Genomic DNA, 23234 nt, shown 5'->3' on the forward strand with positions numbered 1-23234 from the left:
AGTTCAGCAAATGCTGAACTCTTTTCGTTATGCTTGCTGGGCAGTCGTTTCCCCGAAGAGCTGCTTTTGTTTCGCAGCGGCATTCACTTGCTCATCTGCATGATAGGAAGAGCGCACTAATGGACCTGCTTCACAATGGCTAAAGCCCTTGCTCATCGCTATTTCCTTTAATTCCTGGAACTCGTCAGGATGGTAATACTTTTGAACCTTTAAATGTTTTTTGGTGGGCTGCAAATATTGCCCAATCGTCATGATATCGACATGATTGGCCCGCAGGTCATCCATTACTTCAACAATTTCTTCTTTCGTTTCACCAAGTCCGATCATCAAGCTTGACTTTGTCGGAATGTCGGGCTGCAATTCTTTTGCACGCCGCAGGAATTCAAGTGAGCGCTCGTAGGTCGCCCTTGCCCGTACTCTTGGTGTCAGGCGCCGTACAGTCTCGATGTTATGATTTAAGATATCAGGGCGTGCATCCATTAACGTCGCTAAGTTTTCAAGAACGCCCCCCATATCTGAAGGAAGAACTTCGACGCTCGTAAACGGGCTTTTTCTTCTGATCGCTCGAACGGTTTCCGCAAAAACGGCAGATCCGCCATCCTTTAAATCATCACGGGCAACTGCCGTTACAACGACATGCTTTAAATTCATTAAACTGACGGAATCAGCAACCCGTTCCGGCTCTTTCCAGTCAAGCTCTGTCGGCAAACCGGTTTTGACTGCACAAAACCGGCAGGCGCGCGTACAAGTATCCCCGAGGATCATAAACGTGGCCGTTCTTCTTACTGCCCAGCACTCATGGATATTTGGACACTTCGCTTCTTCACAAACAGTATGTAGGCTTTTTTCCCGCATCATTTTTTTAAGCCCGGTATAATTCTCATTTGTATTCAGCTTTATTTTAAGCCATTCAGGCTTACGTAAATGTTCTTCTTTCTTACTCAATTGTCCCACTCCAATCACTTAAAGCATTACAAAAATACATCATCGAAAGTGTCATGATACGTATTCACTTGTCACTTTAACATATTCAACATAAGCAGGACAAGTTGAACAGCTTCCGATTACCATTAATTGATATATATTAATTTTCCTTTTCCTCACAAACTAAACAAGTAGATGAATTAGGAGGGAGGATTCCAGTGCGGTTTATTTTGATTATTCCATTCGTTTTTATGCTGGCTTTGCAACTATGCACACCATTGGCCGTGAATGCCGAGGAGCCAGATTTTTATGCAATTCGAATGGAATTGTACAAAAAGGTTGAAGCCACGACAAACATTCCGTGGTATTATTTAGCAGCGATCGACCAATACGAAAGAAATGTTCGCCAATCGAGGCGGGATCTGCCAAAAGCTGATGGTGCTATCGGTATTTATTTTCGGCCTGAAGAATGGGCAGGCTTGCTGAACCCTAACCTTACGGATGAAAACCCGGCCTCAATTCAGTTTTTCGATGGAATTGGCATCGATGGAAATGGTGACGGTAAGGCAAGCTTTAAAAATGATGAAGATGTTCTCCATGCTTTTGCCAATTATCTTCTATCATATGGGGTCGACCATGATAATCTTAAAATCGGTCTTTGGAATTACTATAAGCGTGATAAAACAGTTGGTATCATTATTGGAAAAGCAAGAATTTATAAGCACTTCGGCCGTCTCGACCTTGAATCCCATGCCTTTCCAGTCCCATTAAGGAGCAGTTACAGCTACCGCAATACTTGGGGCGATGCACGGGGCTGGGGAGGCAGGCGCATCCACGAAGGCACTGACATCTTTGCAGGTTACGGCGTGCCTGTTCGTGCTACATCGTACGGGATCATTGAGATGAAAGGCTGGAACAGGTATGGAGGCTGGCGGATTGGTATACGGGATATTAACAACAATTATCACTACCTGGCCCATTTGAGCGGGTTTGCGAAGGACTTGCAGGTTGGCCAAATCGTTGAACCGGGCATGGTCATAGGCGGAGTCGGGAGCACGGGCTATGGACCTCCCGGAACATCCGGGAAATTCCCGCCACACTTACACTATGGCATGTACAAGGATAACGGTTATACAGAATGGTCATATGATCCCTACCCCCATTTAAAACTATGGGAAAGACAGGAACGCCAAAAGGCGCGGAAACACAAATAATAGTTTAGGCAAGGATTGTTTATCTACCGGATAGCACTTAAGCAAAGATGACTGCCGGATGACCGCAGTCATCTCTTATTTACATCGCATCTAATTAGAAGGCAGCTCAATCGAAGGACCTCCGCCCTTACCGCCATTGTTATAAAATTGAGGTACTTTTCCAGGGTAGAAGTATTCCCCTATTTTAACAGATACCACTTCTTCTATTTCATTTTCCAACAGCGGGATAATGACATTCATATGCACCTTCACCTTAATATAGACCTCAACGATCGTGTTATTGATTCCCGTCTCGATATATTTGGTTTCTAAATCGGAAGTTACCGCACCAATAATTTCAAAACGAACCGGTATTTCCGGCCCTAAATTTGATAGCAGGGTAACATTTGTTGCCATCCCCAACGGAATATTGTAGACAATTCCTTTTTGCTCCTGTGATTTAGTAAAATCAATATCCTCGTCTTTTTTAAAAGCCTCAAGTTTTTCAAGTTCACCAGCCTCTACCAGATCCAAGTATTCCTGAACACGGATTGTCGTATCAGCTATCAATTTGCTATACATCTGGGGATTAAAACTAATAATTGCCTCATCCCCAACCTCACGGGAAATAATCAATTTTTCGATGTCAACTTGTTTAACAATCGTATTGGAAATTGCATCATTTATCGCCTGCGCTGCGAACTGTCGCGATCTTGTTTCAGCAATGCTTTTTAAGGCAGGTTCAATATTTTTATTTATAATAATTAAGCTAAAGAATGTGCAGCCAATAAAAATAATAAAGCTGATCATAAATACATACTTAAACGGCAAAGGACCTTGTTTAAAGGTTCTTCTTCTAGGTTTGAACACAAAAAACCCTCCCTTACCCAATATATATGTCCATTGCACGCTTTCATGAAAGTTTAGTTGTTAATAGTGGTTCAGTATAAACAGGTCATTTTCCAACTAAAAAAAGAGAGCGGCCAGTCTTGTCGGCCGCCTCAAACCATCTTCAGCAATGCATCTTTCCCAATCATGCCTTTACGAATTCCGAGGTCGACCGCTGCAAAAGTGATAGATTCCAGCGGAGCCTCCAGAAGCTCCTCAATTGTCTTGACTCCGACCGCGCGCCCGGCAATCACTTTTCGATCTGCCAGCTTTTCATTGAGCAAGGCCACATCAAGGGCACCGCACATAATATATCCTTTATCGCTCATTACAGCGAGGAGGTTCGTTTTTGGCAGTCTTACTGACATAGCAAGAAAAGTCTGCCCCTGAATCTCAATCGGCGATAATTCGATCATACTCACACACTCCTTTTCTATCCCTTTCATTACACTTTATGAATAAGAATGGAAAAGCGTGTATCATGGCAGGAGTTTCTTAAACGAGCTTACTTATTCTGTTACCCGATGCAGTTCGGCGAGCTTCCAGCCGAGCAAATCCCGCAGAAATTCCGGGAGAAAATACTTTTTATGTTCAGCGCGAAAGAGTCCCGGGAAAAGTCGGCCAAACGTAAACATATCAGGAACTGCCAATTTATAAAAAGCGTCCGGCTTAATTTCCCGATTTTGAATATAAATTTTCTTAACACCTTTATGTACTATAATTGAAATTCCGTCATATTCCATTCTTCCCATCACCGTGCCCCTGAAGCCGAGACCGACTATTTGCAGGTGGGGCCATTTTTCATCGAAGGTCTGGTTAATAATTTCCTTTAATTCGCTTCCGGACAATTCAATGACACATGGATTGATTGGATGGGGGCAAACCTTTAATAAGTCATATTCAGTTAACGGTCCCGCCGGCAAGTCATGCAACAATAGACCTGCATTTAAGAATGCACAATCTGCCTTGCACCATTCTCTTAATGCCTCAACCAATATTTGCGGCAGAGGCGACGGCTTAAAGTGATCTGTGTGAATCGGCTCAGGCAAGATTGTAACTGTGTTATTGAGCAGCTCTTTTCCTTGAATAAAAAGTTCTTCAGCCCATTGTTGTTCCTGATCGGCTTGACTGAGCTCATTCGTATCGTATAACCGCGCTGTTTTTTGTACGATTTGTTTTCCCTGAGGACTAAATTCAATCGTCACCTGGCCGACATAAAAACCATACTTCCCGGCACCGCATAATAGACGTCCAGCGACTGTTTTCCCTTCATGTAACACATGGTGGGTATGTGCCCCAAGAATGATATCAACCTCCGGGAACTCTCTGGCGATTCTTTCATCTTCATGGAGTCCAAGATGGGATAAAATGAAGATTAGATCTGTCTCGTTTTTCAGCACCTCCACCTGTCTCCTTAATTCTTCAAGCGGTTCGGTAAGCTTCCAACCGAGCAATTCATATAAATGCGAAAAGTACGCTGTTAAACCGATCAACCCGATCCGGGTACCGGATTTTGTCGTTTTAATTGTAAACGGTTTGGCCCAGTCTGGCCGGGTTCCATCTTTCCGATAAAGGTTGGCGGCCAGAACGTCAAAATCAGCCTGCTCGTACAAGCTGTCCAAATCTTCATGGGAAAAGGTGATTCCTTCATTATTACCGATCGCTACAGCATCGTATCCCGCCCTGTTTAGTAGCTCTGTATTTCCTTTTCCACGCGTTCCTTCTGTATATGGGTGCCACCTGTCTGCATGGTCTCCGATATCAAATAATAACACTTCTTCCCCCTGCTCGCTATGAAGCTTTTTCCGGCTCGTGAGAAATTGTTGAATGCGGGGCCAATGGTCGAAATGGCTATGCAGATCATTTGTATGGTAAATATGAATGTATTCCATTTTATCAACCTCTTTTACTAACCGACTAGTCCTTCTAATACCAGCCGGGTTCCGATCATAATCAAAATGATTCCCAGCACAGGGACGAGCGTGCTGCATTGCAATTTTATATGGCATAAGCTTCTAATTTTGCGCCAGCCCATACTCCGCGTTCCACCCTGCCCGCTCCCGGAAATTGTCATCCTTTTTTTAAAACAAGTCAAGCTGCCGTGGTGCCAATCCATCGTATTCTATATTTAATATATCTATAAGTTGTTTCGCATTATCAGCCGCATCTCCACCGGAATTGTTGTTAAAGATCGCATACACATCGCGGCATTGCGTTTCTAAATCTTTCAGCCATGCTGCCCAGATCTTAAGCTCCTGCTGATTATAGCGATATAAATAACGAACCTCGCGCCAATTTTGGCCATTGCGTTGATTCCAGCCATGGACGTTTCTGCCGTGAAACCTCACCAGCACCTGCTCGTCGTTCGTTGCCGTTAATACTGTCGGCACCGAACCTTGTCCCGCTTGTGGTTCATCGCAAATACTGTGGATCCATCCGTCATTTTTCATATATTCAATCGTTTTATCACGTAATTCTCCTTGAAACCAGCTTTGGTTACGGAATTCAAGAGCACAGGGAATATCGCGCATTTCCTCTCTGCACCAGCGCAGGTAATCAACGTTTTCCCGGTTGCAGTCAAACCATGGCGGAAACTGAAAAAGTGTCATCGCCAGCTTGTTTGCCGATTGATAAGTCTTTAGCGATTCCCGAAAGGCAGCAAACATCTCTTGTTTGTTCTCAAATGGGATTTCCCCGCGCTGGTGGCCTGTCATCCCTTGATATGCTTTAACAATAAACCGAAACGAATCTGGTGTTTCCTGCACCCATTTCTCAGCATTTCGGATCGGCTGTACAGCATAAAATGAAGCATCCACTTCGACAGTTGGAAAAACACCGGCATACTCTTTTAATTTGTCACGGGAAGAAGTATGGCTGCTATATAAGCTGTCATGGTCTCCCCAGCCCGTTAACCCGATGATGATCATGGATACACCTCCATACAATAAATAATAGCATATTCTTTTCTGCTAGAAAAATTTGGCTGTTCGAGTAATATAAATTCTTCATCATTCGGATTTTAACATCTCCCACATATGGAGAATTCCATTTTCTACCCAATTTCTGTTGCTTTTAAACCCGTTGAAAAAGACAAAAAAATACACCAGCAAAAGAATTGCCGATGTGTTTTTATTGTTAATCTTTTTTCAGCCTCGCTGCCACCCGGTTGCCAAGTGATTGAAGGCCTTGAACGAGGATAATTAAGATAACGACCGTTACGTACATTACATCTGCTTCGTATCGAAGGTGGCCAAACCGGTAAGCAAGATCGCCCAACCCGCCGCCGCCAACAAGGCCTGCCATTGCGGTTGCACCAATTAAGCCAATTGTTGCAATCGTCAAGCCAAGAATAATCGATGACCGCGACTCCCTTACAAGAACATGCCAGATAATATCTTTTGTCGCGATCCCCATTGCTTCATATGCTTCGATCACACCTCTGTCAACTTCGAGGAGCGCTGTTTCCATTAATCTTGCAATATATGGAGCCGTGTAAACGACAAGCGGTACAATCACTCCCTGAACACCGATCGTCGTCCCGACAATCAACTTAGTGAACGGAAGAATAAAGAACAGTAAAATTATAAACGGTACCGACCGGATGATATTGATCAAAACATTTAACACTTGGTAAATGTAGCGATTCTCAAGGCTTTTTCCCGGGCGGGTTAAAACGAGCAAAATCCCGAGCGGAAGACCGATTAAAATCGAGATGAGCAATGATATCCCGACCATCTGGAAGGTTTGCAAAGTTGCCTGCCAGATGTCAATGCCCCACATATCAAGAAATTCATTGATTCGTGAAATCATGCTCACTCACCCCTTCTACATGTACACCCTGCTTTTTTAAAAAATCAACTGCTTTCTTGATTTCTTCATCTTCACCTTGCAAGTGAACAAGAAGCTGTCCGAAAGGCTCTTCTTTCAGCTGGGTAATCGAACCGGACAAAATGTTCGGAAAAATATCGAAGTTTTTGCTGACAAGAGCGAGAGCCGGTTGTTCTGAAGATATGCCGAAAAAAGATAAAGTAAACACATGACCCGTCTCTTTTAAATGGTCGAAAACATTTTCCGGAATCTTATGAGAAAACAAGCTGTTTACAAATTTCCTGGTTGTCTCCTGTTGTGGAGCACTGAAAATCTGGGCAGTTTTCCCCTCTTCAATCACTCTTCCGTTTTCCATTACTGCAACCTTGTCGCATATGCGCTGGATGACATGCATTTCGTGGGTAATCAGCAAAATTGTAATCCCGAGTTCACGGTTGATCTTGAGGAGCAAATCAAGAATCGCTTCTGTTGTATCGGGATCCAACGCACTTGTTGCTTCATCGCTCAACAGCACTTCAGGTTCATGGGACAGGGCGCGGGCGATCGCCACCCTCTGCTTCTGTCCGCCTGATAATTCAGAAGGGTAGGAATGTTGTTTTTCCGCGAGACCAACAATGTTTAAGTACTTTGAAACTCGTTCATCAACTTGTTTTTTACTCAGGCCTGTTAATCGTAAAGGAATCGCAATATTATCATAGACCGTTGCCGTTTTTAATAAATTAAAGCCTTGAAAAATCATGCCGATTTTTCGGCGTGATTCCCTTAGTTTTCCTGGTGAAAGTTCAGTCAGTTTCAAACCATTTACCGTTACTGTCCCCTCTGTTGGCTTTTCAAGAAGATTGACGCAGCGGATCAACGTACTTTTGCCTGCTCCGCTGTAACCGATCACCCCGAAGATTTCACCTTTTTTTACCTCAAGTGAGACGTTTTTTAAAGCATCAATTTTTCCCTGTTTAACGGCAAATGTTTTGGAAACATTTTCTAAAACAATCATGCTAGCACTCCTTTGAAACGCTCATTACCAGGCTGCGATAACAGACCCGGAGAAGGTTTCTTCAATAAATTGCTTTACTTCATCCGACTTATAATATTCAACGAATTTCTTAACTGCAGCGTCATCCTCGTTTCCCGTCCGGACAGCAATGACATTGGCCCAAGGAGAATCCTTCGGTTCGATCGCAATGGCATCTTTTGCCGGAGTAAAGCCGTGTTCAACAGCAAAGTTTGTATTAATGGCCGCTGCATCCAATTCTTCTAATTGACGAGGGATTTGCGCTGCCTCCAATTCGATAAATTCAAGATTTTGCTTGTTCTCTTCAATGTCTTTAAGTGTTGCCTTTACGCCTGCATCCTCTTTTAATTTGATCAAGCCTGCTTGTTCAAAAAGAATTAACGCACGCGCACCATTTGTTGGGTCGTTTGGCAAACCAATCTTTGCGCCATCTTTAATTTCGGAAAGATCTTTCACTTTTGAAGAATAAAGTCCCATCGGGAAGTTAACAACCTCTGTAACTTCAGTCAGATCAAGACCGCGGTCTTTCTTAAATTGATCCAGGTATGGCTTATGCTGGTATACGTTAATATCAATCTCTTCTTCTGCTAAAGCCATATTCGGCATTACATAATCATTGAATACCTTCAACTCCACCTCAAGGCCATCAGCTTCAGCAACTTCTTTTACTTTTTCAAGAATTTGTTCGTGTGGGCCAGCTGTTACTCCGACAACTAATTTTTCTTCACTCAGCTCTGTTTCTTTGTTAGCTGCTTTATCTTTATCGCCAGATGATCCTTCTTTGCTGCCACACGCTGCAAGCAACAACAATAATAATAGTGATGCAATCGTTAAAAACTTTTTCATGTTAACTTATCTCCTTTAAGGTCATTTTTTTGTTTTTGATCGATTCAAAAAGTCTTCAGCAAATTTTTCGAGCCCCCAAATAGCTTCAAGGAGACTCTGTTCGGAAACTGTCTGCTTCATGAGATGAATTGATTCTGATTCCCTTAATGCTTTACCAATAATGAAGGCAAGTACTTGCTTATTTTCAGGATCAATTGAAAATTCCTTTAGCCGGTATGGAAGCTTTGTCTCGACATAAAAAGGGATGAGTTGTTCTATCTCCTTCCAGTTGCACTCAATTGCAAGCTGAACGAGAATTCCATAGGCCACTTTTTCGCCATGAAGGAATGCGTGAGTTTCCTTGACGGCTGTTAAACTGTTATGTATCGAATGTGCACCGGCAACCCGCCCATATTTTCCGGCAAAGCCGCCGACCATCCCGCCTGCTAAAATATTAGCCTCGATTACTCTAGTGATCTCGGCGGTAACAAGCTGGTTCTCACATGATTGAATTGCTTCCCGGCCGTCTTTAAGCAAAATTTGTTTGCAAAGTTCAGCTGCTTCCCTGCCGACTTGAACCGCAACAGGCAATGACTCGTTTTGAAAAAAAGATTCAAGTAAAGCTTCTGCCTCATAAAACTTGGCAAGCGTATCGCCAATACCGGCTCTTAAGTAAGCTACAGGCCCTTTCGCGATAATTTCCGGCTCTATTAACACAAGTGCTGTCGCTGTCGGAAAAATCGAGTAATGCGAAAATTCACCCGCTTGATTGTAAAAAACACTCAAGGGTGTCCACGCCGCACAAGTTGACGCCACGGTCGGGATTAACACTGTTTTCAGCTTCGCCTTATAACCAACTGCCTTCGCAATATCTAAAATCGTGCCTCCGCCAATCCCGATAATTGCATCTGACTTGCCCTGCAATTCACTGGCAAGTCTATCCGTCATTCCCTCTGTGCAAGGACCGGTTAATTCGATATACTCCCAATTTTCTGTCTTCTCATTTGTTAAAAAAGGTTGAGCCGCCTGTAAGGCAGTTTTCCCATGTAAAACAGTAACGCGTTCAATTTCTAAAGCCTGAAGATAGATTGGGAGTTTTTCCAAAGCGCCCTGCCCACATTCATACTGCATCGGGGCGCCTTGTACAGTAATAGCTTCCATGTCTCATCCCCCTAAAGATCACCTCATTATAAAAGGTTAGCCCAGCATTGACTTACTTTAAATGAGCTGTTTAAACACAAAAAATGCCTCCCTGATAAAAGAGAGGCATGAAATCATAATAAATGACAGATCATCCTCTCTTATCTTTCAAAACATAGCGTTTTGCAGGATTTAGCACCTTTTCTCATCTATTGACAAGAACGGTTGCCGGGTTTCGCAGGGCCAGTCCCTCCACCACTCTGAATAAGAGATTTGCTCATTAAATTGTTATAGTCAGTTTAATCATTATTATTTTATTCGTCAAGAACTTTTTAATCGCGACATTTTTTTGATATCACAAAAAAACCGCCCGTCAGTTGACAGGCGGAACAGTTATTAACCAATAGAGCCTTCCATCTCGAATTTGATCAGGCGATTCATTTCAACTGCATATTCCATTGGCAATTCTTTTGTAAACGGTTCGATAAAGCCCATTACGATCATCTCGGTTGCTTCTTCCTGGGAGATGCCCCGGCTCATCAAATAGAATAATTGTTCTTCCGACACTTTTGAAACCTTCGCTTCATGCTCTAATGAGATGTTATCATTTAAGATTTCGTTGTAAGGAATCGTATCTGAAGTCGACTTATTATCCATAATCAGCGTATCACACTCGATATTTGAACGCGCTCCATCCGCTTTACGGCCAAAGTGAACGATACCGCGGTACGTTACTTTACCGCCTTGTTTCGAGATTGACTTCGAAATGATCGTTGAGGAAGTATTTGGCGCAAGATGGGTCATTTTCGCACCGGCATCCTGGTGCTGCCCTTTACCTGCCAACGCGATTGACAATGTCATGCCGCGGGCGCCTTCGCCTTTTAAAATGACAGCAGGATATTTCATCGTCAATTTTGATCCAATGTTTCCGTCAATCCATTCCATCGTTGCATTGGCATCACAAACAGCACGCTTTGTAACAAGGTTATAGACGTTATTTGCCCAGTTTTGAATTGTTGTATAACGGCAATATGCGTCTTTCTTAATAATAATTTCAACAACTGCGCTATGAAGAGAGTTTGTTGTATAAACAGGTGCTGTACAGCCCTCAACGTAATGAACGTGTGCACCTTCATCAACAATGATCAATGTCCGCTCAAACTGGCCCATATTTTCAGAATTAATCCGGAAATAGGCTTGAAGCGGAGTTTCGACTTTAATACCCTTTGGAACATAGATAAATGATCCACCAGACCACACTGCAGAGTTTAATGCTGCGAACTTGTTATCTGTTGGCGGAATTACTTTTGCCCAGTGCTCACGGAAAATATCTTCATTTTCCTTTAGGGCAGAATCTGTATCTTTAAAGATGATCCCCTGTGCTTCCAGATCTTCCTGCATGTTATGATATACGACCTCTGATTCGTACTGGGCAGAAACACCGGCAAGATATTTCTGCTCAGCTTCCGGGATTCCCAATTTATCAAAGGTTTGTTTAATTTCCTCAGGTACTTCATCCCATGAACGTTCCGTTTTTTCGGACGGTTTTACATAATACGTAATTTCATCAAAGTTTAATGAAGCCAAATCCCCGCCCCATTGCGGCATTGGCATTTTGTAAAATTGTTCAAGAGACTTCAAACGGAAGTCGAGCATCCACTGTGGCTCATCCTTTAACTTAGAAATTTCCTCCACGATTTCACGCGTTAAGCCACGCTTTGATCGGAAAATGGAAACGTCTTTATCGGCAAAGCCATATTTATAATCACCAATTTCGGGCATTTTCTTAGCCATCGTCGAATTCCTCCATTCTTTGATGGACAGGGAACTTCTTCCCTTCCACTCTTTTTATCCGCCGTAACGGTCTTAAAAGTTTATGTTCGCACATTCATCGAAATTCCGGGGCCGCTTAGTTAAAGTCTGTCTTCGTTCAAGCCTTTTTCCATCGCTTTCCAAGCCAGTGTGGCACATTTAATTCGTGCTGGAAACTTCGATACTCCCTGCAAGGCTTCGATATCGCCTAAATCAAGGTCATCATCTTGTATTTCTTTACCCTGCATCATTTCCGAGAAAACTTTGGACAGTTTGATTGCGTCGTCAATATGCTTCCCTTTGATTGCCTGGGTCATCATTGAAGCGGAAGACATCGAAATTGAACAGCCTTCCCCTTCAAACTTCGCATCGTTCACAATCCCGTCATTGACCTTCAGCGTTAAGCGGATTCGGTCTCCACATGTCGGGTTGTTCATATCAATCGTTAAGCTTCCGTCTTCTAAAACCCCTTTGTTGCGTGGGTTTTTGTAATGGTCCATGATTACTTGGCGATAAAGGGTATCCAAGTTATTAAAAGACATTGCTGAAATACTCCTTTGTTTTGACAAGGCCTTTTACAAGCTTATCAATATCTTCTTCAGAGTTATACAAATAGAAGCTCGCTCTTGCTGTTGCCGATACATCCAACCATTTCATCAACGGCTGTGCACAGTGGTGGCCTGCCCGAACTGCAATTCCCTCTGCATCCAATACTGTTGCTACATCATGCGGATGGACATCCTCAATATTAAATGTAACAACACCTGCCCTCTTCTTGGGATCCTTGGGGCCATAGATCGTCAATCCGTTGATTTGCCCGAGTTGATCCATGGCATAAGCGGCGAGCTTATGCTCATGTGCTTCAATATGATCACGGCCGATTTCTTCTAAAAAGTCGATGGCCGCTCCCAAACCGATAGCTCCGGCAATAATCGGTGTGCCTCCTTCAAACTTCCAGGGAAGCTCTTTCCAGGTTGAATCGTACAAGCCGACAAAATCGATCATTTCGCCGCCAAATTCAATCGGCTCCATATTTTCAAGCAAATGTTTTTTTCCATATAATACACCAATCCCGGTTGGTCCGCACATTTTATGGCCGGAGAAAGCAAAGAAATCACAATCGAGATCCTGCACATCCACGTTGATATGCGGAGCAGCCTGGGCGCCGTCCACCACCATCACTGCACCATTTTCATGAGCGATTTTGCCAATTTCCTTGATTGGATTCATTACTCCAAGAACATTAGAGACGTGCGTAACCGAGACTATTTTCGTGTTTTCTGTTACTGTGCCCCTTACATCATCAAGGCTAATCGTTCCGTCAGCCTGAAGGGGCAAATATTTTAACGTTGCCCCGGTATGTTTGGCCACTTGCTGCCACGGAATGATATTGCTGTGGTGTTCCATATAACTGATGACAATTTCATCGTCTTTGGAAAGGTTTGCCCTTCCGTAGCTGGCTGCAACTGTATTCAAAGCGGTCGTAGTTCCGCGAGTAAAAATAATTTCTTCTGTTGATTTTGCCTTGATGAACTTTCGAACCTTTTCGCGGGCTCCCTCATAGCCGTCGGTGGCTCTTGTTCCGAGAGTATGCACTCCGCGGTGGACATTGGAATTATATTCGCGATAATACTTATCCAATGCCTCAATCACCTGGTAAGGCTTTTGCGATGTTGCTGCACTGTCCAAATAGACAAGTGGATTTCCGTTAACTTCCTGGTCAAGGATGGGAAACTGTTTACGAATATCGGCGATATTCATTACTTAACTTTCCTTTCAATAACATTGACGAGCTGTTTTTTAACTCCTTCAATTGGAAGCTGGTTCACAACAGGAGCAAGGAACCCGTGAATAACGAGACGCTCCGCTTCTTTTTGGGTGATACCCCGGCTCATTAAATAATAAAGCTGAAGGGGATCGACCCGGCCGACAGAGGCTGCATGGCCTGCCGTAACATCATCTTCGTCAATTAACAGGATCGGGTTCGCATCCCCGCGTGCTTTTTCGCTTAGCATTAAAACGCGCGATTCCTGTTGGGCATTTGATTTTGTCGCACCATGCTCGATTTTTCCGATTCCGTTAAAAATCGAGGAAGCACTGTCCTTCATAACACCATGCTTCAGAATAAATCCTTCAGTATGCTTTCCGAAATGGACAACGGTCGTTGTGAAGTTCTGTGTTTGTTCTCCGCGTCCAACAACCACTGTTTTCGTGTCGCCAATCGAGCCGTCACCGACTAGATTTGTCAAATTTTCAGAAATCGTGTTTCCGTCATTCATTAAGCCCAATGCCCATTCAATTCGTGCATCCCGTCCGGCCACACCGCGGCGGTTTACATATGTCGTTACCCCTTTTGACAGGTTATCAACTGCACCGTATTGAACTTTAGCATTTGTACCCGCAATCACTTCTGTAATGATGTTAAAGACGCCAGTCCCTTCATCAGAAGTGGACACGTAATTTTCAACATAAGTGACCGAGCTGTTATCCTCTGCGACAACAAGCACATGGTTGAATAAGTTCGCTTCCGGCTCATCATGGACATAGATCGCTTGCACAGGTACTGATAGCTCAACGTTTTTCGGAACATAAAGGAAAGCCCCGCCATTCATCAATGCCGCATGCAGAGCAGTCAAGCGATGCTCAGCCGCTTTAACTCCGGAATTCATAAAATACTTTTGCAGCAATTCACCATGCTCGCGGGCCGCCGTAAATATATCTGTGAAGATAACGCCGCTATCCTGCAATTCCTTTGTTAAAGATAAAAATGCCGGTCTGTTATTTCGTTGAATGTATAAATTGTTATTTGAAGATTCAAGATCGATCAGTACTTTCACTTGTTCGGGAAGCTCGTCCAACGAAGCATAGTCTTCGCTCTTGACAATATGTTTACCGATTTTCGTGAAATTCCATTTATCGATTTTCGTTTTATCCGGTTTGGGCATTGGCAACATTTCAGCCTGTGCCAAAGCCTCAAGGCGTTTCTCTGTCAACCAGGCGGGCTCACCCATTTCTTTTGAAAATGAGTTCACATACTCCTGATCGAACGGTAATCTTGTTTCAGTCGTCATTATGATCCCCCTAACGCTTACGCTTCTTGCCCAACTGTTTCGTCTTCAATACCGAGCTCTTGCTTAATCCAATCGTATCCTTCTGCTTCAAGACGCTGGGCCAGCTCAGGACCTCCTGATTTCACAACGCGCCCTTGCATCATAACGTGCACATGGTCAGGAGTAATATAATTAAGAAGGCGTTGATAGTGCGTGATAATCAAGCAGCCGAAATCCCCGCCGCGCATTTCATTGATTCCTTTAGAAACGACCTTTAGTGCATCAATATCAAGACCGGAGTCAATTTCATCGAGAATCGCGATCTTAGGCTCAATCATCATTAACTGAAGAATTTCATTGCGCTTCTTTTCTCCACCAGAAAATCCTTCGTTCAGGTAACGTTGTGCCATATCTTGGTCCATTTCCAGCAAGTCCATTTTTTTATCCATTTGGCGAATAAACTTCATTAAAGAAATTTGGTTTCCTTCGTCAAGACGGCTGTTAATTGCTGAACGTAAAAAATCAGCATTTGTTACACCGCTAATTTCGCTAGGATATTGCATGGCAAGAAATAGTCCGGCACGTGCGCGCTCATCCACTTCCATTTCGAGGACGTCTTCGCCATCGAGCGTAATGCTGCCTTTTGTTACTTCATATTTTGGATGTCCCATGATAGCAGAAGATAAAGTTGATTTACCTGTTCCATTCGGCCCCATGATCGCATGGATTTCGCCGCCTTTTACCTCCAGGTTTACACCTTTTAAAATTTCTTTGCCATCAATTTCAACATGTAGATCCTTGATTGTTAATGTTGACCCTGCCATTTTATTACCTCCGTCAATAAAAGAAAAATTTGTATCTAACAGCTTTTAAGCCTAAAGCTTTTTCTATTCTCATTTTATTCTCATTACAATCTTATAACAAATGAAAAGTGTTAGCAACTCTTTGACTGCAGATGAAATTCTATAAAAATAAATAACTGGATAATATTCGAATCGATACACTTTTGTCCATTAAAGGCCACTTAACATCTTTTCATATGATTTCCTTCTGTCTTGTTTTCATGTAATCGAATCTTTTTCGGGACGAGCCATTGACAAAAGCGTAAAAATAGCGAAAACCAGTGCCTTTAAACACTGGTTTTCTGCCTTATCATCCAATTATCTTACGAGTGTAATTTTCTCTCCAAATCAGAAACCATCCTCTGGCTTCTCAAATAATCTTTTTCCCGTTTTTTCTCAACTTCCATTCTAACATCATGCTTTCTGCTGTAAGTTTCATAGCCTACACCGTGAGCACCGTGCATCGCCTTCTCCATTTCACTCGTGTAATTAAGCTGTAAGTGACTGATAATGAATCCATCCTTTCGGTTTTACGCTTTCGCGTTTTTTTCTCACGAATTCATGTTAACACTATTCTTTTACCACGCTCAAAGCCGATAAAACCGTTAATTTATGGATAATAAGGAGAGAGAGTGATTCTCCCTCATTCAGCTCTTTATTGCTTAAAAATGCTGGTTATTGCTTTAATTGATTGAGGTCACCGATTGCTTCCTGAACCAATGTTACAGCCTGGCTCATCGATGCCCCGCCCCCAAATGCTGAAGTAACGCCTACTGCTTCAAGAATCTCGTCTTCAGAAGCACCCTGATCAAGACATCCTTTCAAATGGTAAATAATACAATACTCATCTTGAGAAAACAGGCTAATTCCAAAGGCGATCAGCTGTTTTTCACGCTGTGTTAACGCCCCTTCTTTGAAGCAGGCTTCTGTAAATGCGTTATAATGCTCCGCCAGATCGGGCATTTTTTGCGTAAATATCCCGAGCCCCATTTTATAATCGTATAGGGCTGCTTCTGTTGCGTTTCGTGGTTCCATTTGTTCCATGTGCATCCACTCCATTCTTATAATCACAGCATTAGTATGTTTTAGAAAAAAAGAAACTATTCGAGTGAATTTCATAATGTAATAAGCTAATCCGAAAAACGAACGAAGGTTGACTAAATAAACAAGAGATTGCCCTTAGGAACGAATAATACTATCTTAATTTTAAATAACTGTTCGTTTTTCAATTAAAGAATTGCTTTATGAAATTGACTCATTCTTATAGAAAAAACAGGCACCCTTTTTGGATGCCTGTTTTCATGCATTACTCGGAAACCGGAACAACGGCGCCTTCATATTTTTCTAAAATAAAATTCTGGATTTCTTCTGAGCGAAGTACTTCAACCAATGTCTTGATTTCTTCTTTTTCTTCGTCACCTTCGCGAACGGCAATAACGTTCACGTATGGAGAATCCTCTTCTTCAATCGCAATTGAGTCGTCTAGAGGATTTAAACCAGCATCGATAGCATAGTTGGAGTTGATTAAGACGGCATCACCTTCACCGTTATTATAGATTTGCGGCAAAAGGGAAGCTTCATACTCAGTGTCGAATTCAAGGTTTTTAGCATTTTCTGCAATATCATCAATTGTTGCTGTTGTTTTCTCAACACCTGCATTAAGCTTGATTAAGCCTTCTTTTTCAAGCATTGATAAAATACGGCCATGGTCTGCAACAGAGCTGCTCATGATAATATGGGCACCTTCCGGCAATTCTTCAAGACTCTTGTACTTTTTAGAGTAGACCCCGATCGGCTCGATATGAATTCCGCCGGCATTCGTGAACTTGTAGCCATGCTCCTTCATTTGTGCTTCTAGATACGGGATATGCTGGAAATAGTTTGCGTCAAGCTCTTTGGATTCCAACGCTTGGTTTGGCACGATATAGTCCTGGAATGTTTCGATTTCAAGCTCGATTCCCTTCTCTTCCAACAATGGTTTTGCTTCTTCAAGAATTTCAGCATGCGGTACGTTAGAAGCACCGACCACCAACGTTTTGCTTTCTTTTTCATTGCTTTCACCAGCATTGCCGCCTTCAGAGCTTGTTTTTTCGCCAGTTCCGCAAGCTGCAAGCACGAGGGCAATTGCAAGGGTTGTAATAAACAGTAACCATTTTTTCATCTGTAAACCTCTCCTTATCTTTTATCTAATTTTGATGTAATAAAATCTCCAATAAACTGGAGGATGAATACAATAATTAAAATAATAATCGTCGCGACAAGCGTGACATCAAAACGGCTGCGCTGGAAGCCATCAAGGTATGCGAGGTTTCCAAGTCCTCCGGCACCGATTACGCCTGCCATCGCCGTGTAGCCGACCAGAGCGATCGCCGTTACGGTAATTCCTGAGACAAGAGCAGGCATCGATTCTGGAAGAAGCACCTTCCAAATGATTGTGCTTGTTGATGCACCCATTGATTTGGCCGCTTCAACAACCCCTTTATCAATTTCTCGCAGGCCAATTTCGACCATTCGCGCATAAAAAGGCGCTGCGCCGATGATCAGCGCGGGAAGGGCGGCATTTTCTCCAATCATCGTTCCAATAATGAATTTTGTAAAAGGAATTAATAGAACAATTAAAATAATAAACGGGATTGAACGAAAAATATTAACAAAGCTGCTGATAACTAAATTAACCAATCGATTTTCCCAAATATTCCCTTTAGACGTCAAAAACAGCAACAGTCCGAGCAGTAGACCTAAAACAAACGTAGCGAGAACGGAAATACCTGTCATATAAAGCGTTTCGGTTGTCGCTTCCCACATTTTTTCCCAATCTACATTAGGCAGCATTGTTTCAATCATTCGTGATCACCTCCACCCCAACCTGCTGGGTGCGTATGTAATCAATTGCCTTCGCTGCCTCTGCTTCTGCGGCATCAATATGGATAAATAGTGTTCCATAAGAGCCATTCTGGGTTTTGGAAATTTTACCCTGCAAGATGTTAATCGTCACCTGATAATTTCGGATCAGGTTTGTAATTAACGGCTGTTCTGTACCTTCCCCTACGAAGGTCAGTTGAACGACCTGGCCGTGCGGATAGCTTTCCAGCAAGTGCTCAATCGTTTCCTTTGTTTCCTCCGGTTCGGTAACTTGCTGAACAAATCTTCTCGTGATCGGCTGCTGTGGATTTTTAAATACATCGAGCACATCTCCAAGTTCGACAACCCGCCCACTTTCCATTACAGCGACCCGATGGCAAATTTTCCGGATCACATGCATCTCATGGGTAATCAACACGATCGTCAACCCAAGGCGTTTATTAATATCTACGAGCAGCTCAAGAATAGAGTCCGTAGTTTGCGGGTCAAGGGCAGATGTTGCTTCATCGCATAGAAGCACTTTCGGATTGTTGGCCAGTGCTCTTGCTATTCCGACCCGCTGTTTCTGCCCGCCGCTCAATTGTGAAGGGTAGGCATCTTCCCGCCCTTCCAGTCCGACCAATTTAATCAATTCATTGACACGCTTTAATCTTTCCGGCTTTCTCAGCCCGGCAATTTCAAGAGGAAAAGCAATATTTTCACGTACTGTTCTTGACCAAAGCAAATTAAAGTGCTGGAAGATCATACTGATCTCCTGGCGCGCCTTGCGAAGCTGGCTGCCCTTGATTTGTGACACCTGACGCCCAGCTACGGTAATCGATCCCTCAGTCGGAATCTCAAGACCGTTCAGCATGCGAATCAAAGTACTTTTTCCAGCGCCGCTATATCCGATGACACCAAAGATTTCTCCTTCTTTTATTTCCAGGTTCACGTCTTCTACTGCGCTAATCTGTCCATTTTTAGAAGGATAAATCTTTTTTACGTTTTTTATCGTAATCAACTGATTCACCCTCTTAAATCCGATTCACCCCGTGGGCTAACTTAACATTAAAAACTGCCCTTACATCGCTATACCATTTTGAATGCATTACTAATACAAACTCGTATCTATCCCGATAAGCGCGCAAATAAAAAGCCTTTCTGCTCTGTGAGCAGAAAGGCATATCATCTATGTCCTTTCTCTCATCTCCCAAAGCCTCAAGCTTTGTGTGAATTGGCACCATTTCATTGAATAAATGTTCAATGATGGTTGCCGGGCTTCAACGGGCACATCCCTCCACCTCTCTTGATAAGAGCGCAAAATCTTCTTTTATATTAAATTGGTTTTTGCCTGAAAATAAGCAGTTTTTAATTATGAGTGATATCGTATCACGGATAAAAAAGAGTGTCAACGACAAAGTTTTTCCGCTGAAATCGTCTAAAAATTATACATGGGCCGTCCTTGAAATGATGCCTGTTGCTTTTTCAATTGCTTGTTCTAAATCTTCAATTAAATCTTCGGCATTTTCGATTCCAATCGATACACGAATAAGGTCTTCTGGCACACCGGCTGCCGCCAGTCCATCTGCATCAAGCTGTTGGTGGGTCGTGCTTGCTGGATGAATGATTAAGCTTTTCGCATCTCCGACATTCGCAACATGCGCCCATAATGACAAAGAGTTAATCAATTTTTCGCCAGCTTTTCTTCCTCCTTCGATTCCAAATACGACAACAGAACCTGCCCCTTTCGGCAAATACTTTTCAGCTAATTTCTTATCAGGATGGGCTTTATGCCCCGGATAAAGAATCCATTTTACTGCAGGGTGGTTTTCCAGATACTCAATCATGATTTTCGTGTTGGCAACATGCTCCTTCATTCTCACATGAAGGGTTTCCAATCCAAGTGTGAATTGAAAAGCGTTTTGCGGGCTCAGTGCCGGTCCCAAATCGCGAAGAAGCTGGACTCTCGCTTTAACAATGAACGCTGCTGGACCCAATGCTTCACTATAAACAAGATCGTGATAGCTTGAATCAGGCTCATTAAAACCCGGGAACTTAGCTGAGCTCCAATCAAACTTCCCTCCATCTACAATGATCCCGCCAAGAGTGGTCCCATTCCCGACGAGCCATTTCGTGGCCGAGTGGATAACAATATCCGCACCGTGCTCAATCGGCCTGCATAAATACGGTGTAGCAAATGTATTGTCAATGATTAATGGAACACCAGCACTATGTGCTGCCTCTGCAACAGCTTCAATATCCAAAACTCTCAAGCTCGGGTTTCCGATTGTTTCTGCAAAGACAGCCTTCGTTTTTTCCGTAATTGCCCGTGTAATTTCATTAGGGTCTGTGGAATCAACGAGCTTTACCTTTATCCCGTACTTCGGCAAAGTGACCGCGAACAGATTATAGGTGCCGCCATAAAGATTAGCAGATGCAACAATTTCATCGCCAGCCTCGGCAACATTTAAAATCGCTGTCGTAATCGCAGCCATACCGCTCGATACTGCAAGAGCGCCTATGCCGCCTTCGAGCTGCGCAACTCTTTCCTCGAAAACGGTAACGGTTGGATTATGAATTCTTGTGTATATATATCCTTCTTCTTTTAGGGCAAACAAGTTTGCTGCATGCTCGGTATTTTTAAATTGATAGGCATTGTTTTGGTAGATCGGCACAGCCCTTGCACCTGTTATCGGGTCAGGTTTTAGCCCGCCATGAACCCCAATTGTTTCAATTCGATATTTTTGCTGCTTTTCACTCACTTTTCATCTCTCCTCTTTATTTAGTGATTTCTTTTAACAATAAGCTGCCTATGGCAGAGAAAACCAGGATTCATTAAAAGAAGAAATGAAAAACCCCCTTTTCAAAGAAGAGGGGGGTCATCTCTTCTTATCTGCCAGAGCAAGTTACATTGGCTTTAAACTTTATCCATGCTCTGCTGGAATTAGCACCGTGTTTATTAACCGGTTGCCGGGCTTCGTCGGGCCAGTCCCTCCACCTCTCTTGATAAGAATATTCAATTGTCGTTTTTGTCGGAATATTTAAACAGATGATACCATGCCTTTTGCCGGTTAGTCAACTGTTTCCTGCGTCCGAAATCCTCCCATAAACAGTTGGATTATATGGTTTTCCTAAAAAGAAAAGTGATTCAAGAAAAAGAATGATCCGAAATGGCGCGATTATGCTCAATCCAGTTGCAGAAGCTTCCCTGAGCTTTAATTCCCCGGCAAGCAACGAACAGATCAATCGTTCTTCCCCTGCTATTTTAGCATCGGGGGAACCCACATGATCTTTCACGATAATGATGACCCCGTCACTAATATGCAGGCAGGTGTCGATCTTTTCAGAAGAGAACAAAATAGTCAATGACTTATCTTCAAGTAAACAGGCTGTATGACGTCTAGTTTTTATTTCTTCAATAAAAATAGTTAAGTGCTGTTCCATTCCGGGCACCTCTTTACAAATCGATATTGATTCATTCGACTTTCTTGTTCAATAGCCCTGCGTGAAAAGTTCGACACTTTGAATTAAATAAAGCAATACCGCTGCATATTTCGGCATTGCCAATTCATTTCCCGAGAAATATGTCTTTTTTCGATTCTAGACCGTTTTTACCGAAGCTGCTGTCGTTTCCGGGCGGTTTATGCTCCTGAAGACGATAAAGAAATAGGTCGAGCCAATAAGATAGAGTCCGGCCGTAATTGAAAAGACGAAGGCATATCCCCAGTATTCCCCATATTTAATAACAATGCCGGTTGACACAGGTCCCATGATGGCCCAGCCGAGGCTAAAAACCATCTGATTGACTGAATTCGCCAGCCCCTTCATCGAATCATCAACATGGGACATCATCAAGGACATTTGGATTGGATTTCCAGCATTCATTAACGCCTGCCTGAACAAAAACCCCAGCGCCGCCAGCCATAGCTGTTCCGTATAAGCGGTGAGCAGCAAAAATGGCAGTGACAACAATTGAAGAACCACGACTGCCCTTACCTCGCCAAGCCTTCTGACAACATACGGACCAATAACCATGGCAACTGCTGTCGCAGCCTGGCCTAATGAAATAATCAGGCCGATTACTGAATTTGAAGCAGAAAAACGGTCAGCAAAGTATAAGTTCAAATACGGGATGACTAAACCTGCCCCGACACCGATAATCAGTTGCGCAACTGCGAACAGAATAATTACTTTTAAGCTGTCCCACTTTAGCTGCACTTTTTTTAAAACGGCTGTTTTGACAGCGTTTTTCTGGACAAGCAATTCCGGTTTTTCCTGAAACCGCAAAATCGGTATAACACCCAACAAGTAAATGACACCACCCATTAATAGGGTCACCCTGATGCTCGTGAGCGGATCAATTAATAAGGAAAGTAGATCAGTAAAAACACCGCCAAGCAAGTTTCCCACTACGTTGGCTGCAGTCATAACGGCAAAATGCATGCTGAAAAGGTGGACACGCTGCTCTGGCTTCGAGTTTTCGGCCAGCCACGGAATGCCGGAAACTTGTATAAAGGAAGTCGTGAGTCCGGTGGCAAAGGCAAACAAAATGAGCAGTGTTTGCGGTTCAACAACACTTCTTGACAGGAGAACAATTCCGGAAGTTATTGCCCCGAACAGCATTACTTTTTTTCTGCCGAGCTTATCACTTAAAAGACCCGCAGGTATTAAGATCAACGCCGTAGCTAAAGCCGTCATCGATATAACCTGTCCATTAACCTGTTCAGAATAGCCGAGCTCACGAATATAAAAGTTATAGATAACCATGAAAACACCCAGGCCAATTTGGGTGAAAATATTTGCTGTAATCGCTAATTTAATATTGCGATTATAATTGCGAAATTGATTTGCCCATTCCATATATAACGCCATCCAGCTT

At 43.1% G+C, this 23234-nt stretch carries 23 protein-coding genes and 3 riboswitches; of the genes, 1 reads left to right on the forward strand and 22 read right to left on the reverse strand.

The window, feature by feature from the left end; genetic code table 11:
- Positions 1-27 precede the first annotated feature (27 nt).
- Positions 28-945, reverse strand: a complete 918-nt coding sequence (gene lipA, locus CVD23_RS09765) for a lipoyl synthase (RefSeq protein WP_101577273.1) — start codon at positions 943-945, stop codon at positions 28-30.
- Between the two features lie 230 nt (positions 946-1175).
- Here lipA and CVD23_RS09770 point away from each other — a divergent pair, with 230 nt between their 5' ends.
- Positions 1176-2138, forward strand: a complete 963-nt coding sequence (locus CVD23_RS09770; RefSeq protein ID WP_101665946.1) for a M23 family metallopeptidase — start codon at positions 1176-1178, stop codon at positions 2136-2138.
- A 90-nt stretch (positions 2139-2228) separates the two neighbouring features.
- Here the strand turns inward: CVD23_RS09770 and yunB are convergent, their stop codons facing one another.
- From yunB to CVD23_RS09870, 21 genes are all read right to left on the reverse strand, one after another.
- Positions 2229-2987, reverse strand: coding sequence for a sporulation protein YunB (gene yunB, locus CVD23_RS09775; protein WP_101665881.1), 759 nt, complete (start codon positions 2985-2987; stop codon positions 2229-2231).
- Positions 2988-3118: 131 nt separating this feature from the next.
- Positions 3119-3421, reverse strand: a complete 303-nt coding sequence (locus CVD23_RS09780) for a YunC family protein (RefSeq protein WP_101577275.1) — start codon at positions 3419-3421, stop codon at positions 3119-3121.
- Between the two features lie 93 nt (positions 3422-3514).
- Positions 3515-4897 (reverse strand): bifunctional metallophosphatase/5'-nucleotidase, encoded by a 1383-nt coding sequence (locus tag CVD23_RS09785; protein ID WP_101665882.1) that lies wholly within the window; start codon positions 4895-4897, stop codon positions 3515-3517.
- A 17-nt stretch (positions 4898-4914) separates the two neighbouring features.
- Positions 4915-5040 (reverse strand): hypothetical protein, encoded by a 126-nt coding sequence (locus tag CVD23_RS22450; protein WP_257988261.1) that lies wholly within the window; start codon positions 5038-5040, stop codon positions 4915-4917.
- Between the two features lie 46 nt (positions 5041-5086).
- Positions 5087-5932, reverse strand: a complete 846-nt coding sequence (locus tag CVD23_RS09790) for a DUF72 domain-containing protein (RefSeq protein ID WP_101665883.1) — start codon at positions 5930-5932, stop codon at positions 5087-5089.
- A 208-nt stretch (positions 5933-6140) separates the two neighbouring features.
- Positions 6141-6815 (reverse strand): methionine ABC transporter permease, encoded by a 675-nt coding sequence (locus CVD23_RS09795; protein WP_101665884.1) that lies wholly within the window; start codon positions 6813-6815, stop codon positions 6141-6143.
- Positions 6796-7827 carry a methionine ABC transporter ATP-binding protein gene (locus CVD23_RS09800; protein ID WP_101577279.1) on the reverse strand — a complete coding sequence of 344 codons (1032 nt, stop codon included), beginning with the start codon at positions 7825-7827 and terminating at the stop codon, positions 6796-6798. Before CVD23_RS09800 ends, CVD23_RS09795 begins: the two co-directional genes overlap by 20 nt.
- 24 nt (positions 7828-7851) lie before the next feature.
- Positions 7852-8691 (reverse strand): MetQ/NlpA family ABC transporter substrate-binding protein, encoded by an 840-nt coding sequence (locus CVD23_RS09805; protein WP_101665885.1) that lies wholly within the window; start codon positions 8689-8691, stop codon positions 7852-7854.
- 21 nt (positions 8692-8712) lie between these two features.
- Complete coding sequence (locus tag CVD23_RS09810) at positions 8713-9831, reverse strand: iron-containing alcohol dehydrogenase family protein (protein WP_101665886.1); 1119 nt, start codon at positions 9829-9831, stop codon at positions 8713-8715.
- A 137-nt stretch (positions 9832-9968) separates the two neighbouring features.
- Positions 9969-10081: riboswitch (SAM riboswitch) on the reverse strand.
- 125 nt (positions 10082-10206) lie between these two features.
- Positions 10207-11604, reverse strand: a complete 1398-nt coding sequence (sufB, locus tag CVD23_RS09815; RefSeq protein ID WP_101665887.1) for a Fe-S cluster assembly protein SufB — start codon at positions 11602-11604, stop codon at positions 10207-10209.
- A gap of 119 nt (positions 11605-11723) precedes the next feature.
- Complete coding sequence (gene sufU / locus CVD23_RS09820; RefSeq protein WP_101577283.1) at positions 11724-12164, reverse strand: Fe-S cluster assembly sulfur transfer protein SufU; 441 nt, start codon at positions 12162-12164, stop codon at positions 11724-11726.
- Positions 12154-13383, reverse strand: coding sequence for a cysteine desulfurase (locus tag CVD23_RS09825; protein ID WP_101665888.1), 1230 nt, complete (start codon positions 13381-13383; stop codon positions 12154-12156). Before CVD23_RS09825 ends, sufU begins: the two co-directional genes overlap by 11 nt.
- Positions 13383-14693 carry a Fe-S cluster assembly protein SufD gene (sufD, locus tag CVD23_RS09830; protein ID WP_101577285.1) on the reverse strand — a complete coding sequence of 437 codons (1311 nt, stop codon included), beginning with the start codon at positions 14691-14693 and terminating at the stop codon, positions 13383-13385. Before sufD ends, CVD23_RS09825 begins: the two co-directional genes overlap by 1 nt.
- A gap of 17 nt (positions 14694-14710) precedes the next feature.
- The gene (gene sufC, locus CVD23_RS09835; RefSeq protein WP_101577286.1) at positions 14711-15496 is read right to left on the reverse strand and encodes a Fe-S cluster assembly ATPase SufC; all 786 of its coding nucleotides are present in this window, start codon (positions 15494-15496) and stop codon (positions 14711-14713) included.
- A gap of 693 nt (positions 15497-16189) precedes the next feature.
- Complete coding sequence (locus tag CVD23_RS09840; protein ID WP_101577287.1) at positions 16190-16558, reverse strand: carboxymuconolactone decarboxylase family protein; 369 nt, start codon at positions 16556-16558, stop codon at positions 16190-16192.
- Positions 16559-16820: 262 nt separating this feature from the next.
- Positions 16821-17675, reverse strand: coding sequence for a MetQ/NlpA family ABC transporter substrate-binding protein (locus CVD23_RS09845; protein WP_101665889.1), 855 nt, complete (start codon positions 17673-17675; stop codon positions 16821-16823).
- A 14-nt stretch (positions 17676-17689) separates the two neighbouring features.
- Entirely contained in the window at positions 17690-18358 is a 669-nt protein-coding gene (locus CVD23_RS09850) for a methionine ABC transporter permease (RefSeq protein WP_101665890.1), read from the reverse strand.
- A complete protein-coding gene (locus CVD23_RS09855) occupies positions 18351-19376 on the reverse strand; it encodes a methionine ABC transporter ATP-binding protein (protein WP_101665891.1) in 1026 nt (341 codons plus the stop codon). Before CVD23_RS09855 ends, CVD23_RS09850 begins: the two co-directional genes overlap by 8 nt.
- 179 nt (positions 19377-19555) lie before the next feature.
- A riboswitch (SAM riboswitch) is annotated at positions 19556-19671 on the reverse strand.
- Between the two features lie 129 nt (positions 19672-19800).
- The gene (locus CVD23_RS09860) at positions 19801-21117 is read right to left on the reverse strand and encodes an O-acetylhomoserine aminocarboxypropyltransferase/cysteine synthase family protein (protein WP_101665892.1); all 1317 of its coding nucleotides are present in this window, start codon (positions 21115-21117) and stop codon (positions 19801-19803) included.
- A gap of 124 nt (positions 21118-21241) precedes the next feature.
- A riboswitch (SAM riboswitch) is annotated at positions 21242-21368 on the reverse strand.
- A gap of 62 nt (positions 21369-21430) precedes the next feature.
- Positions 21431-21799, reverse strand: coding sequence for a hypothetical protein (locus tag CVD23_RS09865; RefSeq protein ID WP_101577292.1), 369 nt, complete (start codon positions 21797-21799; stop codon positions 21431-21433).
- A gap of 156 nt (positions 21800-21955) precedes the next feature.
- Positions 21956-23227 carry an MFS transporter gene (locus CVD23_RS09870; RefSeq protein ID WP_101577293.1) on the reverse strand — a complete coding sequence of 424 codons (1272 nt, stop codon included), beginning with the start codon at positions 23225-23227 and terminating at the stop codon, positions 21956-21958.
- Between the last annotated feature and the right edge of the window lie 7 nt (positions 23228-23234).

The organism is Bacillus sp. V33-4, from assembly GCF_002860225.1.
In the GTDB taxonomy this organism is placed as follows: Bacteria; Bacillota; Bacilli; order Bacillales; family Cytobacillaceae; genus Bacillus_BJ; species Bacillus_BJ canaveralius.

Excerpts from the sequence above, each read along its gene's own strand:
- CVD23_RS09795 (WP_101665884.1), bottom strand. The coding sequence starts at position 6,815 with ATGATTTCACGAATCAATGAATTTCTTGATATGTGGGGCATTGACATC.
- CVD23_RS09770 (WP_101665946.1), top strand. The coding sequence starts at position 1,176 with ATGCTGGCTTTGCAACTATGCACACCATTGGCCGTGAATGCCGAGGAG.
- CVD23_RS09870 (WP_101577293.1), bottom strand. The coding sequence starts at position 23,227 with ATGGCGTTATATATGGAATGGGCAAATCAATTTCGCAATTATAATCGC.
- CVD23_RS09845 (WP_101665889.1), bottom strand. The coding sequence starts at position 17,675 with ATGAAAAAATGGTTACTGTTTATTACAACCCTTGCAATTGCCCTCGTG.
- CVD23_RS09805 (WP_101665885.1), bottom strand. The coding sequence starts at position 8,691 with ATGAAAAAGTTTTTAACGATTGCATCACTATTATTATTGTTGTTGCTT.
- sufC (WP_101577286.1), bottom strand. The coding sequence starts at position 15,496 with ATGGCAGGGTCAACATTAACAATCAAGGATCTACATGTTGAAATTGAT.
- sufB (WP_101665887.1), bottom strand. The coding sequence starts at position 11,604 with ATGGCTAAGAAAATGCCCGAAATTGGTGATTATAAATATGGCTTTGCC.
- CVD23_RS09790 (WP_101665883.1), bottom strand. The coding sequence starts at position 5,932 with ATGATCATCATCGGGTTAACGGGCTGGGGAGACCATGACAGCTTATAT.
- CVD23_RS09850 (WP_101665890.1), bottom strand. The coding sequence starts at position 18,358 with ATGATTGAAACAATGCTGCCTAATGTAGATTGGGAAAAAATGTGGGAA.
- sufU (WP_101577283.1), bottom strand. The coding sequence starts at position 12,164 with ATGTCTTTTAATAACTTGGATACCCTTTATCGCCAAGTAATCATGGAC.
- sufD (WP_101577285.1), bottom strand. The coding sequence starts at position 14,693 with ATGACGACTGAAACAAGATTACCGTTCGATCAGGAGTATGTGAACTCA.
- CVD23_RS09840 (WP_101577287.1), bottom strand. The coding sequence starts at position 16,558 with ATGGAACAAATGGAACCACGAAACGCAACAGAAGCAGCCCTATACGAT.
- CVD23_RS09810 (WP_101665886.1), bottom strand. The coding sequence starts at position 9,831 with ATGGAAGCTATTACTGTACAAGGCGCCCCGATGCAGTATGAATGTGGG.
- CVD23_RS09865 (WP_101577292.1), bottom strand. The coding sequence starts at position 21,799 with ATGGAACAGCACTTAACTATTTTTATTGAAGAAATAAAAACTAGACGT.
- CVD23_RS22450 (WP_257988261.1), bottom strand. The coding sequence starts at position 5,040 with ATGGGCTGGCGCAAAATTAGAAGCTTATGCCATATAAAATTGCAATGC.
- CVD23_RS09785 (WP_101665882.1), bottom strand. The coding sequence starts at position 4,897 with ATGGAATACATTCATATTTACCATACAAATGATCTGCATAGCCATTTC.
- CVD23_RS09780 (WP_101577275.1), bottom strand. The coding sequence starts at position 3,421 with ATGATCGAATTATCGCCGATTGAGATTCAGGGGCAGACTTTTCTTGCT.
- CVD23_RS09825 (WP_101665888.1), bottom strand. The coding sequence starts at position 13,383 with ATGAATATCGCCGATATTCGTAAACAGTTTCCCATCCTTGACCAGGAA.
- CVD23_RS09800 (WP_101577279.1), bottom strand. The coding sequence starts at position 7,827 with ATGATTGTTTTAGAAAATGTTTCCAAAACATTTGCCGTTAAACAGGGA.